We start from the raw sequence: 14298 nt of genomic DNA, 5'->3' as shown, positions 1-14298 counted from the left end.
CCTGATCCGATGTCTGACCTGATCCGAGCCGGCGGCCATGCCGCCGGCTCGGCCGTTCTCAGGCGAAGGCGGCCAGGCGCAGCGTCTCGACCTCCGCAGACAGGGCGGGGGCGATCCGCCGGGCCGCGCCGCCGTCACCGCAGGTCTCCAGCCAGCGGGCGAGCATGAGGTGCCCGCCCTGGGTCAGCACCGACTCGGGATGGAACTGGACGCCTTCCAGCGGCAGCTCGCGGTGCCGCATGGCCATGACCACACCGCTTTCGGTGCGCGCCGTCACCTGGATCTGCGCGGGCAGGGTGTGCTCCTCCACCGCCAGCGAGTGGTAGCGCGTCGCGGTGAACGGCGAGGGCAGGTCCGCCAGCACACCGACCTGCTCGTGGTGCACCACCGAGGTCTTGCCGTGCAGCAGCTCCGGCGCCCGGTCGACCGTGGCGCCGTAGGCCACCCCGAGCGCCTGATGCCCCAGGCAGACGCCGAGCAGCGGAAGGCGACGCTCGGCACAGGCGTGCACCATCGGGATGCTGACCCCGGCCGCCTCGGGAGTCCCCGGGCCCGGGGAGAGGAGCACGCCGTCGACGCCGAGCCCGTCGAGGCCGTCCAGCCCGTCGAGGGCGGCCGGGTCGATCTCGTCGTTGCGGCGCACCACGCACTCCGTCTCCAGCTGGCCCAGGTACTGGACCAGGTTGAACACGAACGAGTCGTAGTTGTCGACGACCAGGATCCGCATCGGACCTCCTACAGGCACCGCACCGCGCAAAGACACCGCACCGCGCCGCCAGCCGGCAGGTGCTGGATCCATCCTGCCGCACGCTCGGCGCGTCCAGCCCACGCCGGCGGCTCAGGGTCCGGTCAGTGATCCGCCGGTGTACGCCGGAAGCACCAGATCCGCCTCGGAGGTGACGCGGTAGCCCAGGCCGTAGGCAGCTACGTAGTCCCGGTAGAGCGCCACCCCCGGATCCGTGTCCAGCACGTTCCGCAGGGCGCGCGGATCACCGATCGCGCTGATGCGGAACGGGGGTGAGTAGACCTGGTCCTCCAGCAGGAGGGTGTTCCCCACGCAGCGCACCGCCGTCCGGGGGGTCACCCGCTGGCCCATGATGGCCATCGCCTCCGCACCGCCCGACCACAGCGCGTTCACCACGGCCTGGACGTCCTGCTGATGTACGACGAGATCATTCGGGCCGGGAGAGGGAACACCGGCGGGCAGGGGCCCGCCTCGGCTCTCCCGCGGCGCGTCGTCCAGCTCCACAGTCACCGCCGGCCCACGCACCGCCGTGAGACCGACCTGCGCCGCGAGATCCGCGCGCCGAAACAGCGGGTCCACCGGCGCGGCCGGGGCGGTACCGGGGACGGGAACAGGGGCGGTGACGGAGGGCTCCGGCTGACCCCCGACCGGCGCCGGGGACCGCGTCGGTGCCGGCTCGGACGGCGCCGACGCTAGCGACCCTGGCGCGGGCTCCAGCGCCTCCCGGTCGGCCCGGACCCGTTCGGACTCCTCGTCGAGGCGACGGCGCTCCGCCGCCACGAAGCCAGCGGCGCTCAGCACACCCGTTCCCCCGGCCCGGCCGCTCCGGGGCGCGCTGACCGCCTCCGCGACCACGACGGCGACCACGACGGCGACCAGCGCCGCCGCCAGGACCCGCCACCCGGTCGCGGCGCGCGCGTCCCCACCGCGCTGGCCTGCGCTGCCACTCTCAGCCCGGCCGCCGCTCTCATCCGGGTCGCCGCGTTCGCCCGGGTCGCCGCGCTCGCCCGAGCTGTCACTCTCGCCCGAGCTGCTGGCCTCCCAGGGGTTACTGCTCTCGTCCGCGCCGCCGCTCTCGTCCGCGCCGCCGCTCTCGTCCGCGCCGCCGCTCTCGTCCGCGCCGCCTGTCATGTCGTCCGTCGCGTTTCGGGCCTTTCTGTGTGGCGCAGCCCGGGAACCGGCCGCAGCTGGCAGGACGTCAACCACCACGATTCCCCGCCGCAGGTTACGCCGCGTGCCACACCTCGCACACCGACAGGACCACGCCGGGCATGGCGCTGGATGCTGCGGTGCCAGGGCCTGCCGGGCTACGGCGGCGGCATCATGACATCTGGCGCAGACATGTCGGCCGTGCCCACAGCTTCCGCACGGTCACCCTGTCTACCCTGGTGACGAACTTCGGAGATGACGTCGACCAAGCGACCCGGTCGGCGCGCCGTGTGAACCTGGTCACGAGGAGCTCGCAGTGCCCGAATCCCGATCCCGGAAGCCGAAGAAGTCGACGGCGACTGCCCCCGGGGGCAGTACGCGCGCGCCCAAGCGCAAGCCGCCGTCGCCGCCCTGGTTCGGCGCGATGATTCTGGCGTTCTTCCTGATCGGGATCGCCTACCTGCTCGTCTACTACTTCTCCAACGGCGGCGTGCTGGGGATGGAGAGCCTCGGCGGCTGGAACATCCTCATCGGGTTCGGGTTCGTGGTCATCGGCCTCGCCGTGTCGACCCAGTGGCGTTGACCACCCGACGACTGCCCACTGTGCCAACGGTGTGACTTCCACGCGTGTTGTTCGTCCACAACCGTTGTCCACAATGTGGATATCCAGTGCCTCGAGCTCTTATGCCCGATGTGCCAGCCCCTTCCGGCGCCCGGACCCGCTGCGTCCGGACCGGCTGATGGTCATCCGGCGGAGGACGGCCGTGTGTACGAATCGCCGTCCTCCGCCCTGATCACATACATGACAGCGTTGATCAACGCCAGATGGGTGAAGGCCTGCGGGAAGTTTCCCAGGTGCCGGCCGTCGGCCGGGTCGATCTCCTCGGCGTAGAGATCCAGCGGGCTCGCCAGGCTCAGCAGCCGTTCGCAGAGCTGGCGGGCCCGGGTCACCTCGCCGATCTCCACCAGGGCCGAGACCAGCCAGAACGAGCAGATGAGGAACGCGCCTTCCTCGCCTGCGACGCCGTCGTCGGTCTGGTCCGTCCGGTAGCGCAGCACCAGGCCGTCGACGGTCAGCTCGTCCGCGATGGCGAGCACGGTCGCCTTGACCCGGTCGTCCGTCGGCGGCAGGAAGCCCAGCAGGGGCATCAGCAGCACGGAGGCGTCCAGCGCGGCCGAACCGTAGTACTGGGTGAACACGCCGCGGTCGTCGACGCCCTTGGCCAGCACGTCCGCGTGGATCTCCGCGGCGATCTCGCTCCAGCGCTCGGCGGTGGCGTAGTCGCCGCGCATCTGGGCGAGGCGCCGTCCACGGTCCAACGCCACCCAGCACAGCATCTTGGACACGGTGAAGTGCTGCGGTTTGCCGCGGACCTCCCACATGCCCCGATCGGGCTCCCGCCAGTGCTCCGCGGCAGCCTCGACCAGCCGGACGAGCACCGGCCACAGCCGCTCCGACAGGTAGTCCCGCGAGCGGGTGTGCAGGTAGACCGAATCGAGGATGACGCCCCACACGTCGTGCTGGCGCTGCTTCGCCGCCTCGTTGCCGATCCGGACGGGCGTGGCACCGTCATACCCGGACAGATGTCCGAGGATCTCCTCGTCGATCCGGGGCTCCCCACCCACCCGGTACATCACCTGGATGTCGTCGGCGTTCTCGGCGACGTCCGCGATGAAGGAGAAGAAGTCGTTGGCCTCGGAGTCGAGCCCGAGGGTGTAGAGACCCCACAGCGCGAACGTCGAGTCCCGGATCCAGCTGTACCGGTAGTCCCAGTTCCGTTCTCCCTGCGGGGTCTCCGGCAGCGACGTCGTCGCGGCGGCGAGCAGCGCGCCGGTGGGGGCGTAGGTGAGGCCCTTGAGCGCCAGGGCGCTGCGCTGCAGGTGCTGGCGCCACGGGTGATCCGGGAACGTCCCGCGCGAGAGCCACTGCCGCCAGAACTCGGTGGTGCGCTCGACGGCCGCGCAGGCCTGCTGGTAGCTGTCGGGCAGCATCGGGTCCTCCGCGCGCCAGGTCAGCGCGACGAAGGCGGTGTCCCCCTCCCGCAGGGTCGTCCTGGCCAGGGCCCGCCGGCCGTCGAAGCCCAGCCGCAGGTCGGTGCGCAGCCGCAGGGAGAGCAGCGAGGACGGACCGGGGTCCGAACCGGCGTGGGAGATGACCCCTGTGGAGTAGTCATTTCCTTCGTAGCGCCATGATTCGGGGCTTCTGCCGTAGTCGAAGTTGGGTTCGCAGACGAGGCTCAGATCGACCTCCCCGTGCTCGCAGCGGGCCAGCCGCAGCAGGACGTGGGCGGCGTCCCAGTCACCCGGTGTGCGGCGGTGCGTCTTGGAGCGCCGGTGGGTTCGATGCCACCGATCGACCACCAGGCAGTCCGTGACGATGAGCCAGCCGGTCGGTGTCTGCCATGTGGTCTCCAGGACGTTGGTGCCCGGCAGGTACCGCCGCCCGGCCGGGATGAACGTCCGATCCGGACCGAAGCGAAAACCGCCCGCGGCACGGTCCAGCACGGCACCGAACATGCTCGGCGCGTCCGGTCTGGGCACGCACATCCACTCGACGTTGCCGCTCGGGGCTACCAGGCAGTTCGACTCGCAGTCGGAGAGGAACCCGTACTCGGCGATCGGCGGGAAGGGACTGCCCCCACCTCGTCGCATCGGTATCTTCGCCACCGTTCCCCCTTCACCGGTCCGGACACCCGGAACGACCGCCACAAAACGGCCGCAACTTTCAGTAAGGCTAAGAACGCGAATGGTAATCACGGCGTCATGCGGCGCAAGCGCACGTGCCGGGACGTCGGCAAACTGACACCGTCACCGGGCATCCTGAGCGAAGGGCACTGAGCGAAGGGCACCCGGGCGAAGGGCACCGGCGAAGGGAGCGATCGATGACGCCGGCCGAGCTGTCCTGGTCCCCTCCGCTGCTGCGCTGCGCCGGGTACGCCGTGGGAGGCCTCGTGCTGCTTGTCGTGGCGGCGGTGGCCGACCTCGCCTGGCGGGTCGCGTCGCTGGACAACGCGGGGCGCCTGCTCGTCGGCCTGGTGGGCCTGGGCCTGGTGGGCCTGGCCGTGCGCGACGCGGTGGCGCGGCCGGCGCTGCGGCTGACATCCGGCGGCCTCGACCTCGTGGACGGGCTACGCCGGCGGCACCTGCCCTGGGCGGCGATCATCGGTGTGCACGCGTCGGCCCTGAGTCACGGCCGGCGCCTCGTGCACGTGCGCACGCTGGAGATCGAGACGCTTGACGGCCCGGTGTTCCTCAGCCGCCGCCAGCTCGGCACGGACCCCGCGCCGATCGCGACCATCATCGAGGAGCACCGCGCGCGCCTCGGCTGACCTCCACCGCGCACGCGGCGAGCGTCCCGGGCGCACGCGGCGAGTGCCCTAGACCGGCAGCCCCAGCGAGGACGTCTTCACGACCGCCGCCGCGAAGAGAACACCGATGAGTGTCAGCACCGCGGCCGCCTGGGCACCCCCGCGGCGCGCTGGCATGTAGGCGTAGATCGCGCCGACGATGGTCCCGGCCACCAGCCCACCGATGTGGCCCCAGCGGTCGATGCTGCTGAGCGAGAACGTGATCGCGAAGTTCAGCACGATAAGGATCAGGATCTGGGTGGTGTCGGCCCGCATCCGGCGGGCGATCACATAGAACGCGCCGAAGAAACCGAAGATCGCGGTCGATGCGCCGAGCGAGCTCGTCTCCAGGCCGTTCACGACATAGCTCAGGACGTTTCCCCCGACCGCGCCGGCGAGAAACAGCCCGATCAGCCGAAGTCGCCCGACGACCGCCTCCAGCTGGTGACCCATGATGAACAGCGCGTACAGGTTCACCAGGATGTGCAGGAAGTTCCCGTGCAGGAAGGCGGCCGTGACAATCCGGTAGTACTGGTCGTCGAAGGCGATGTCGACGCCGCTGAGCAGGAAGTCCTGGCTGAACTGGTTGAGGTTGTTCCCGCTCCGGTCGAGCCCGGGCAGGCCCTGCAGGACGTAGGCGACCGCGCACAGGCCCATGAGCACCTGGGTGACCAGCCCCTGCCGGCCACGCCCGACCCGGCTCCCGAAGCCCGGCCTGCTCCGGCTGCCGGACCGAGCCGTGCCAGCGCGCCCGGAGCCGCCGGATTCCTCCGGGCAGTGAAAGCCGACGGCCGCCGGCCGCATGCAGTCCGGGCAGATCGGTCGCCCGCATCGCTGGCAGGAGACGTACGTCTCGCGCTCCGGATGCCGGTAGCAGTGCGGCTGCTCCAAGGAGCCGGGCTGACCAGCCTGACCTGGCTGACCTGGCTGACCGGGCTGACCGGGCTGGCTCCAGGAGCTGGGCTGACCAGGTTGGCCCGCGGGGCCGGGCTGGCCCCAGGGCCCAGGCTGACCGGACTGACCGGACTCGTTCGGGGGAGTCGGCTGGCCAGGCAGAACGGCGCCCCCGGGCGTGATCGGCCCACCCCACCGACCCGGCTGATCAGGCGCGGGAACAGCGCCGGGCGAGACCTCCCCGGAGGATCCCGCCGTGACCGGGCCCGACTCGACACCGCCACCGCCGGGCGGCGACGGCGTCACATCCCGCGGGCCAGCCGGGGCACGGCCGCCGTCACCCGCCGACGGTTCGGTCACGGCCCGACTCTCAGACGGGCCGACGGTCGATGACGATCTCCTGGATCACGACGTCCGTCTTCGGACGGTCCTGCGCGCCCGTCTCCACCTTGCCGATCGCGTCGACGACCTCGGTGCCCCGGGTGACCTCGCCGAAGATCGTGTGCTTGCGGTTCAGCCAGTCGGTGGCGACCGTCGTGATGAAGAACTGGGAGCCGTTGGTGCCGGGCCCGGCGTTCGCCATCGCGAGCAGGTAGGGCTTGTTGAACTGCAGGTCGGGGTGGAATTCGTCCGCGAACTTGTAGCCGGGGCCGCCGCGGCCGCTGCCCAGCGGGTCCCCGCCCTGGATCATGAAGTTCGGGATCACGCGGTGGAAGATGGTCCCGCTGTACAGCGGAACTCCGTTCTTCTTCTCACCGGTGTTCGGGTCGGTCCACTCCCGGCTTCCGGTGGCGAGCCCGACGAAGTTCTTGACCGTCTTCGGCGCGTGATCGGGGAACAACCTGATCTCGATGTCGCCCTGAGTCGTGCGCAGCGTCGCGTACAGCTCCTCGGCCATGGCCTGCCTTCTCTCCGTCTTCGTCTTTCATCACGTACCGCTTGTCTCGCCCGATCGTATGCCGCCCCACCGAGCCGCATCGGTCACGTGGCGTGCCAGCTCCGGGCAGGGAGGCACCATCCCGCCCGACGGGTCCGCCGGGGACAGCACCGGGCATGTGTCGCAAGCGTAGGTGACACGGCACTGTGGGCCGCCGCGGTTGTAAGAGCCGGCGCACGGGGTACGGGAGACTGCACAGATCTTGACGGAGCGCTTCACCGGTGGGGCTCCCATCACGCGCACGCCCTCACCTCCGATCGCGACACCCGACGACGCAGTCAGACGACGCAGTCAGCGGAAGGGAACCCATGAGCACAACACTCAAGGACAGACTGGCGCACGTGACGGACAGTGCGCCGGCGAGCGGGCTCCCGGGCGCCGCGCGCACCGTGGCCGACCGCGCCGGTGTCGCCGCGACGAAGGCCGCTTTCAAGGCAGGCAGCACAGCCGGTTCCGCGGCGCAGGCGACTCGCGGTGTGGGCAGCACCCTCGCGCACCGGGTCACCGACGTCTCCGCCACCGGCGGCGCGGCGGCCAGCAAGGCGGCGGGGCTCGCGGCCGGCAAGGCCTCGGACGTCTCGGGGCGGACCTCGCGGCGCATCGAGAAGGCACGCACCAGCGCGGAGATCTCCGCGGAGCGCGCCCGGATGGCCACCGAGCTGCGGCTCGAGAAGTCGCGCTCACGCCGCGCGATCCGCTCGGAGTCGAAGGCCCGCGAGCGGGCCGACCGTGCGCAGGAGCTGCTCGAGAAGCGGCTGGAGAAGGCGGAGGCACGGCTCGCGCGGGTGCACCGGCGGCGGCGGCGCGAGTTCGTCGCCCTGTTCCTGCTCGCCGGGGGTGCGGTCGCCGCTGTCGCGGCGCGCCGCTACCTTTCGTCCGGCGACGAGGCGACGATCACCGCCGAGCCCGTTCCGCCGGTGCGCAGCAACATCACGGACGGGGTCGGGCCCGAGGCGACCTCCGGGCTGGAGGAGATGCCAGGTGTGGACGCGATGACCGAAGCCGGCCGCCGCATCTGAGCCTTTTCCCTCTCCACGGCACAGAAGCCGCAGGTCTGAGCCGACGATGGAAAAGGCTCACTGATCACCCGACGTCGTAGCGTCCTGGCGCGCCCGCCGGGACAGCCGGGTTGGCCGGTGCGACCGGGGCGATCCGCCGATATGGTGCGCCCAGCTCCGGGCGCGGGTCGGGTTCGCCCCGGTTCGGCCAGCAGGCCATGGCCCGCTCGGCCATGGCCGTGATGGTCAGGGACGGGTTGACCCCCAGGTTTGCCGGCACCGCGGCACCGTCCACCACGTGCAGGCCCGGATAGCCGAACACTCGGTGGTATGGATCGACCACGCCACGTGAGGGATCGGTGGAAAGTACCGCGCCACCGAGAATGTGCGCGGTGATGGGGATGTCCGCGAGTTCGGTGATCGCGGTGCCGGGCTGGCCGCCCATCCGCTCGGCGACCAGCCGGGTGGCGCGGTTGCCCTCCGGAATCCAGGTCGGGCTCGGCTCGCCGTGCCCCGGCCGGCTGGTAAGCCATGAGATCCCGAACGGACCACGGCGCCGGCGGACCGTCAACGAGTTGTCCCGTGACTGCATGACAAGAGCGATCATGGTTCGCTCCGACCAGCGCCAGGGCAGGGTGAGCAGAAGCCGCTGGGGGCGGCGAGCCACGGTCAGCAGGAACTTCACCCAGCGGGGCGTCCGCCCACCGCCGTCGGTCATGGCAGTGGACAGCAGCGCCATGAGGTTGCTGCCCCGGCCGTAGCGCACCGGCTCCACATGGGTGTGATCGTTGGGATAGAAGGACGAGGTGATCGCGACACCGCGGGGAATCCGGCTGTCCGGCCGCATCTTGCTCGCGCCCAGGATGGCCTCGGAGTTCGTCCTGGTCAGATAGCCCAACCGCGCGGAGAGCGCAGGCAGTTGCCCCTCGTCCCGCATGGCCAGCAACAGCCGTTGGGTGCCCAGGGCGCCGGCGGCGAACACCACCTGCCGAGCTCTGAAGCGGCGGATGTCGTCCCGGCGACGACCGCCGCCGGTGCGCACGGCCTCGATCTCGTAGCCACCGTGGCCGTCCGGACAAACGGCGCGCACGGTCGTGTCGGGCACGATCCGAGCGCCGAGACGCTCGGCGAGGTACAGGTAGTTGTGGTCCAAGGTGTTCTTGGCGCCGCGGCGGCACCCGGTCATGCACTCGCCGCACTCGACGCAGCCTGTGCGGCTCGGCCCGGCGCCACCGAAGTAGGGATCGGGGACTGTCACCCCCGGCTCACGCCGGCCATCTCGCCCGAAGAACACACCGACGTCGGTCAGACGGAAGGTGTCCGCGACGCCCAGATCACCCGCGACCGCCCGGAACACCTCGTCCGCCAGGGTCGTCGACGGGTTCCGGGTGGCACCGAGCATCCGCTCGGCCTGGTCGTAGTACGGCGCGAGCTCTGACCGCCAGTCAGTGACGTCGGCCCACTGTGGATCGCGGTAGAAGGCCTCCAGCGGGCGGTAGAGCGTGTTCGCGTAGACAACGGAACCGCCGCCGACAGCCGCCCCGGACAGCACCAGCACCTTGCCGAGCAGTGTGATCCTCTGGATGCCGCGGCATCCGAGCCGGGGCATCCACAGGTAGCTGCGGAGGTCCCAACTCGTCTTCGGCAGGGTCGTGGGGCTGAACCGCTGACCGGCCTCGACCACGGTGACCTGGTAGCCCTTTTCCGCGAGCCGAAGCGCGGCGACGCTGCCCCCGAAGCCGCTTCCGATCACCAGGACATCGCAGTCAGCCGATCCCGCGACGCCGCCCGGCCCCTCGACGGCCGCCCCTGCACGTTCGGTCCCGTCACCGCCCATGTGCCCCATCATGCCGCCGGAGTGCTGAACGTCGCTGGGAACCCGCCGAGGATGCCCGCGCCGCCCTCAGCGCCGCGGCGCCCTCAGCTGCGCGACGTCACGGGGACCGCCGGCCTCGACAGCCATCCGCTCAGGGTTCCTGAGCGGGGTCCTCCAGCGGCTCCATCGCCGACTCAGGATCGAGCATCGGTTGTTCCTGCCGCTCCTCTACCTCCCACTTCTCCTGCGCCTGCTGTTGCTCCTGCTTCTCGCGCTGCTCCTGTGCCTGCTGTTTTTCCAGCGCTTCCTGCGCCCCGGCCTCCGCCGCGGCCACGATCGCCGCCAGATCTGGCGGTGGCGGCAACGCCTGTGGCGTCGGTAACGGAAGCGGATCCGCGGGGGCGCTGGAGTTCGCCGCCGTCGACGCGGGTGGGGCACCCGAGCCCCGCGCACCCGTCCGGCGCGTGCCCGCCTGGCCACCTTGGGCCGAGGGTCGACGAGACGGTGCGGCGGAGCCGGGAGAGCCTCCGGTCGGGCTGCCGGCGGACGCCGCCGCCGGCCTGGTGGTCGCCGAGGTCGTGACCGCTCGCACCGGACCAGGCGGTGAGCCGGTACCACTTCCTCCGCTTCCGCCCGCCGCGGACGCACCTGCGGAACGTGACGCGGGCCGAGCCGCCGACTTCGACTTCGATGGCCGGTCCGGCATGGCTCGCCAGCCGAGGCACGACTTGCAACTGCATTCGGTCACGCCCAGCGGCAGGCGGTCCATGCGCCACCGAATGTTGTCCACAACCCCGCCGTCGTTCACCCAGACACCGTTGGCGACGAAGTTCACCAGGTGGGTGGCCAACTCGACCGGCGCCCAGTTGCTCTCGCAGAGCACGTCGAACACTTTCTTGTGCAGCTCGGCGAAGTCCTCTGCCGGGCAGCGCAGCATGTTCGCGAGGATGTCGATCACCTGGCGGGTGGCCGTACGGATCTCCTCCATGGCGGGATCCGGTTCGGGCTCCGGCTCACGCTCGGCCTCGGCCTTCGGCTCGGGCGCGGGAGTCGGCTCCTCGGGAGTCGGCTCCTCGGGAGTCGGCTCGGGGTCCAGCTCCAGCCGGCCTTCCGACCCGGGCGGCTGCCCGCCCGACTCGATCGACGACCCGAGTGCTACCGGGCCGGATACCAGCGCTGCGCTGTCACCGTCTTCGGTTCGCCGGGTCTCCGCCGCTCTCGGCACGTCGGCCAACAGCGACGTCGGACCGGCGAGGGGCGGACCAGCATTGGTTCGTGGCTCGGTGTCTGCTCCCGCGCCGAACGTCACCGCGCCGGCCGACGAACCGCCGGCCGTGACCGCCGGCGTTGTGTCCCCCACGACTGGCGAACCACCGGTCGACGCCGCATACCCGGCCAGGCCGGCCGAGCCGGAGACCGCGTGCAGGTGCCCGGCCGCAGCGGGCCCGGGCTGGCTCCCCGGCGCCGGGACCACAGTGGAGCCCGCCGAGCCGAAGGGCACGTAGGCGGTCTCGCCGACAGCGGCGGCGCGCTCGTCGTAGTTGGTCTCGGGCCCCGCCGCCGAACCGGTGGGAGCGGCAGCACCGCGCCCCACGGCGGCGGGCGACTGTATGGCCGCCGCACGCGGGTCCGTCACAGCCGCCGGCTCGAGGTTTCGCGGCTTGCGACGGACCCGGACGACCCCACGGCCAGCCGAACTGTACGTCGCACGCTTGCGACGCCGTAGCAGCGCCGGCCGCTCGGCCGCCGTGCCCGTGGGGAAGTCATCCTCCAGGGGCGGCGCAGCCTGGATCGAAGCCCGAGGCGACGCCGCAGCCTGGCCCGACGACATGGCCGACTCCGCCCGGCCGGGATCCGCGACGCCCTCGGCCGGACCGGGCTCGCCAGCCGCGCCGAGGTCGGCACCCGAACCGGATCCGACAGCCGGACCGGCGAGGGCGATCTCCCCTGCCTGCGCGACCGTGCTGGGCACGCTCAGCAGGTACCGTGCCGGCCGGCCCGCCGCAGGACGGATGATCGTCACCAGCCAGCCCTTGGCACGCAGGGCCGACAACTGGCGCTGGGAGTGGGTGCGGCTGAAGTTGGTCATCCCGCAGAGGTCCGGCAGGCCCGGCGAGGCGATGTAGGACCCGCTGGGCGCGGGTGGACCCGCCGGGCTGGCGAGGTTGGCGACCAAGGTGGCGACGAGCCGCATCGCCGGTGTCACGCCCGAGTTGGCCTGGATGACAGCGTCGTGCCAGGCCTTCACATCCGCGACGGGTACTCCTCGGTCGGGAGTGCAGACCATCACTAGCGCGCCGGGAATGAGCAACTGGGTCGTGGCGTCGGATTCCACGGTTCCTCCTTCCTCCTTCCTGGTGGCCTGTGGTCGCCTGGTGCGCGGGGCACTGAGCCCCGTCAACTCCCGTGCCCGCGACCGGGTGGTCACGCAGCGACGACTGCCGGTCGGCGCGTTCGATGGTCTTTGCTATCAGTCGCGGAGGGCCTCCATGGCGGCTAGATCGCGTTGTTCTGAGGTCTCACCGTTGTCCGATCGAATTTTCGAGCAATTGACTGTCGCGTGCGTATGACTCCGGGCACGCAACACCATCACCCGAGAGCGGGTCTCGTCGAATGCAGCATTGTCATCCGTAACCAGCCGGGGCTTCTCAGTCAGCCCCGAGGGAAGAGACAACGATACGCGGGCCCTCGGCCGGACCCGCACGCTACTCCGCCGCACCACGGGACACGCCGGCCGCAGTCACCCCCCGCCCACACGGGGAACACAGTCTGTTCATCACACTCACGGCCAGCCACGATCCCAGCGCGCCCATTAGCCGGGCCGGCAGCCTGAGAAGGCAACTGGAAGTACACAATGAGCACACAGCCGCCGGCATCCCAATGGACGCGGATGGCCCGGAAAGCTGCACCCCGGATGACTCCCGCGCAGCACACCGGTGCGGAACGCGCAGTGCGCGCGGACACAGAGAGATCACAAAGCGGAGCGCGCACGGCCGCACACGCCCGGCGGCGGTACGCCTGATCCGAGGCGATTTTCTCCGAAAATCGCCACTCGAGAGTACACACGCAACACAACGATGAAGATCTAAATACGCAATCATCGACATACACCCGTGGCGCCACTCACCACAAAAGCGACAACCGATTGACACTCGGCCCGGTGGCTGCGCCCAGGCTGAGACGTCGCTGGCCACAGCCACCGGCCAGAGCGGCCAGAGCTCAGCATCGCCCGTAGGTTCCACTCAGGCAGGCCGGGTAGGTCCGCCACAGGGACCGTGCCGGCTCGGGGTCAGCCCTGTGTGCCGGCCCCCGTCATGCCATCGCGGGAGGGAGCTCCATGACCGACGACATCCGAAGCAGCCGTGGCGTCGGCGGCGTCGCCTCCACCCGTGGCAGCAGCGCTTCCAGCGGTACCGCCAAGACCGACATCGTCGTCGGGATCGACGGTTCACCGGGATCCGAGTCCGCGCTGCGGTGGGCGATCGACGAGGCCGTCCGGCGGGGCGCGCGGATCCGTGCGGTTCTCGGGTCATGCGCCGGGGAGCAGCCACCCACGGTTCGCCGCTCTGCCGAGGCAGTCGCCGGTCCGCATGACGAGGAGGCGCTGGCCTGGGCCGCCAGCCAGATCCTGCATGAGGAACTCGACGCCGTGCCGATTCCGACGGGACTCGACATCGTCGAGGAGGTCGTCGACGCTTCGGGCACCGAGGCGCTGCTCACCTCCGGCCGGGACGCCGCGATGATCGTCGTCGGTACGCGAGGCCGTGGACTGCTTCATCGCCTCCGGATCGGGTCGGTGAGCGCCTCCGTCGCCGTGCACTCACCGGTGCCTGTCGTCGTCGCCCGCACACGCCGGCCGTCGGATGACGCCGAAGCGGGCCGCGTAGACTCCTCCGACAGCGAGCCCACCGGATCAGCCGGCCAAGCGCCAACCGGCTCAGCACCCGAGACCGAGGCGGACGCCGTGCACCCGGTGGTCGTCGGGGTCGACGGCTCGCCGAACTCACTCGCGGCGCTGCGTTGGGCGGCGAGCGAGGCAGCGCTGCGCGGCGCACCGCTGCATGTCGTGCACGCCTGGCTCGCGGCGATCCCGCTTCCGTTCGCCGAGAGCTCGGCCGAGATCCTGCCGGCGCTCGAGGATCAGGCTCGGCATGTACTGGACGAATCGATCGAGGCAGCCCTCGGTACCAGCGAGACCACGGACACGCGGAAGGTACGGGAGATCGACGTTCACAAGCTGCTGGTGGCAGCCTCCGCGACTCGAGCCCTGCTTGATGCGAGCCGGGACGCCGATCTGCTGGTCGTCGGGGCACGTGGCAAGGGCGGGTTCGCCGAGCTCCTCCTGGGCTCGGTCAGCCATCAGACGATGCTGCACTCGGCCGCGCCGGTCGCCATCGTCCGGGACGTCTGAC

Annotated in this window: 11 protein-coding genes; 4 read left to right on the top strand and 7 right to left on the bottom strand. The window is 70.9% G+C overall.

The features are described 5' to 3' along the window. Positions 1-58: 58 nt before the first annotated feature. Positions 59-727 carry an aminodeoxychorismate/anthranilate synthase component II gene (locus tag AWX74_RS20910; RefSeq protein WP_091279560.1) on the bottom strand — a complete coding sequence of 223 codons (669 nt, stop codon included), beginning with the start codon at positions 725-727 and terminating at the stop codon, positions 59-61. Between the two features lie 111 nt (positions 728-838). After that, positions 839-1876, bottom strand: a complete 1038-nt coding sequence (locus AWX74_RS20905) for a DUF881 domain-containing protein (RefSeq protein ID WP_091279557.1) — start codon at positions 1874-1876, stop codon at positions 839-841. Between the two features lie 334 nt (positions 1877-2210). Here AWX74_RS20905 and AWX74_RS20900 point away from each other — a divergent pair, with 334 nt between their 5' ends. Further along, positions 2211-2477 carry a cell division protein CrgA gene (locus AWX74_RS20900; RefSeq protein WP_006538545.1) on the top strand — a complete coding sequence of 89 codons (267 nt, stop codon included), beginning with the start codon at positions 2211-2213 and terminating at the stop codon, positions 2475-2477. Between the two features lie 161 nt (positions 2478-2638). Here the strand turns inward: AWX74_RS20900 and AWX74_RS20895 are convergent, their stop codons facing one another. Beyond that, complete coding sequence (locus tag AWX74_RS20895; protein WP_091279854.1) at positions 2639-4561, bottom strand: glycoside hydrolase family 15 protein; 1923 nt, start codon at positions 4559-4561, stop codon at positions 2639-2641. 215 nt (positions 4562-4776) lie between these two features. Here AWX74_RS20895 and AWX74_RS20890 point away from each other — a divergent pair, with 215 nt between their 5' ends. Further along, complete coding sequence (locus AWX74_RS20890; RefSeq protein ID WP_091279554.1) at positions 4777-5223, top strand: PH domain-containing protein; 447 nt, start codon at positions 4777-4779, stop codon at positions 5221-5223. Positions 5224-5271: 48 nt separating this feature from the next. Here AWX74_RS20890 and AWX74_RS20885 read toward each other — a convergent pair whose 3' ends face one another. Further along, entirely contained in the window at positions 5272-6045 is a 774-nt protein-coding gene (locus AWX74_RS20885) for a rhomboid family intramembrane serine protease (RefSeq protein WP_165615712.1), read from the bottom strand. A 460-nt stretch (positions 6046-6505) separates the two neighbouring features. After that, positions 6506-7033, bottom strand: a complete 528-nt coding sequence (locus AWX74_RS20880; protein WP_091279551.1) for a peptidylprolyl isomerase — start codon at positions 7031-7033, stop codon at positions 6506-6508. 347 nt (positions 7034-7380) lie between these two features. On the opposite strand from AWX74_RS20880, the gene AWX74_RS20875 reads away from it, so the two are divergent. Continuing rightward, a complete protein-coding gene (locus AWX74_RS20875; RefSeq protein WP_091279548.1) occupies positions 7381-8091 on the top strand; it encodes a hypothetical protein in 711 nt (236 codons plus the stop codon). A 64-nt stretch (positions 8092-8155) separates the two neighbouring features. On the opposite strand, the gene AWX74_RS20870 is transcribed toward AWX74_RS20875, so the two are convergent. Then, positions 8156-9907 (bottom strand): FAD-dependent oxidoreductase, encoded by a 1752-nt coding sequence (locus AWX74_RS20870; protein WP_226931169.1) that lies wholly within the window; start codon positions 9905-9907, stop codon positions 8156-8158. Positions 9908-10037: 130 nt separating this feature from the next. Further along, positions 10038-12221: a hypothetical protein gene (locus tag AWX74_RS40105; RefSeq protein ID WP_165615708.1), complete on the bottom strand. Its 2184-nt coding sequence runs from the start codon at positions 12219-12221 to the stop codon at positions 10038-10040. A gap of 1002 nt (positions 12222-13223) precedes the next feature. Between AWX74_RS40105 and AWX74_RS20860 the strand changes: the two genes are divergently transcribed. Then, entirely contained in the window at positions 13224-14297 is a 1074-nt protein-coding gene (locus tag AWX74_RS20860; protein WP_091279543.1) for a universal stress protein, read from the top strand. Position 14298: the final 1 nt, after the last annotated feature.

The sequence above is a fragment of the Parafrankia irregularis genome (assembly GCF_001536285.1).
GTDB classification, from domain to species: domain Bacteria; phylum Actinomycetota; class Actinomycetes; order Frankiales; family Frankiaceae; genus Parafrankia; species Parafrankia irregularis.
Note: the sequence above shows the minus strand (reverse complement) of the source record. Positions and strands in the feature narration are given on the sequence as shown.

What these genes read in the sequence shown, in the direction of transcription:
- AWX74_RS20885 (WP_165615712.1), bottom strand. Translation starts at nt 6,045, where the DNA reads ATGCGGCCGGCGGCCGTCGGCTTTCACTGCCCGGAGGAATCCGGCGGC.
- AWX74_RS20880 (WP_091279551.1), bottom strand. Translation starts at nt 7,033, where the DNA reads ATGGCCGAGGAGCTGTACGCGACGCTGCGCACGACTCAGGGCGACATC.
- AWX74_RS20910 (WP_091279560.1), bottom strand. Translation starts at nt 727, where the DNA reads ATGCGGATCCTGGTCGTCGACAACTACGACTCGTTCGTGTTCAACCTG.
- AWX74_RS20860 (WP_091279543.1), top strand. Translation starts at nt 13,224, where the DNA reads ATGACCGACGACATCCGAAGCAGCCGTGGCGTCGGCGGCGTCGCCTCC.
- AWX74_RS20905 (WP_091279557.1), bottom strand. Translation starts at nt 1,876, where the DNA reads ATGACAGGCGGCGCGGACGAGAGCGGCGGCGCGGACGAGAGCGGCGGC.
- AWX74_RS20870 (WP_226931169.1), bottom strand. Translation starts at nt 9,907, where the DNA reads ATGGGCGGTGACGGGACCGAACGTGCAGGGGCGGCCGTCGAGGGGCCG.
- AWX74_RS20890 (WP_091279554.1), top strand. Translation starts at nt 4,777, where the DNA reads ATGACGCCGGCCGAGCTGTCCTGGTCCCCTCCGCTGCTGCGCTGCGCC.
- AWX74_RS20875 (WP_091279548.1), top strand. Translation starts at nt 7,381, where the DNA reads ATGAGCACAACACTCAAGGACAGACTGGCGCACGTGACGGACAGTGCG.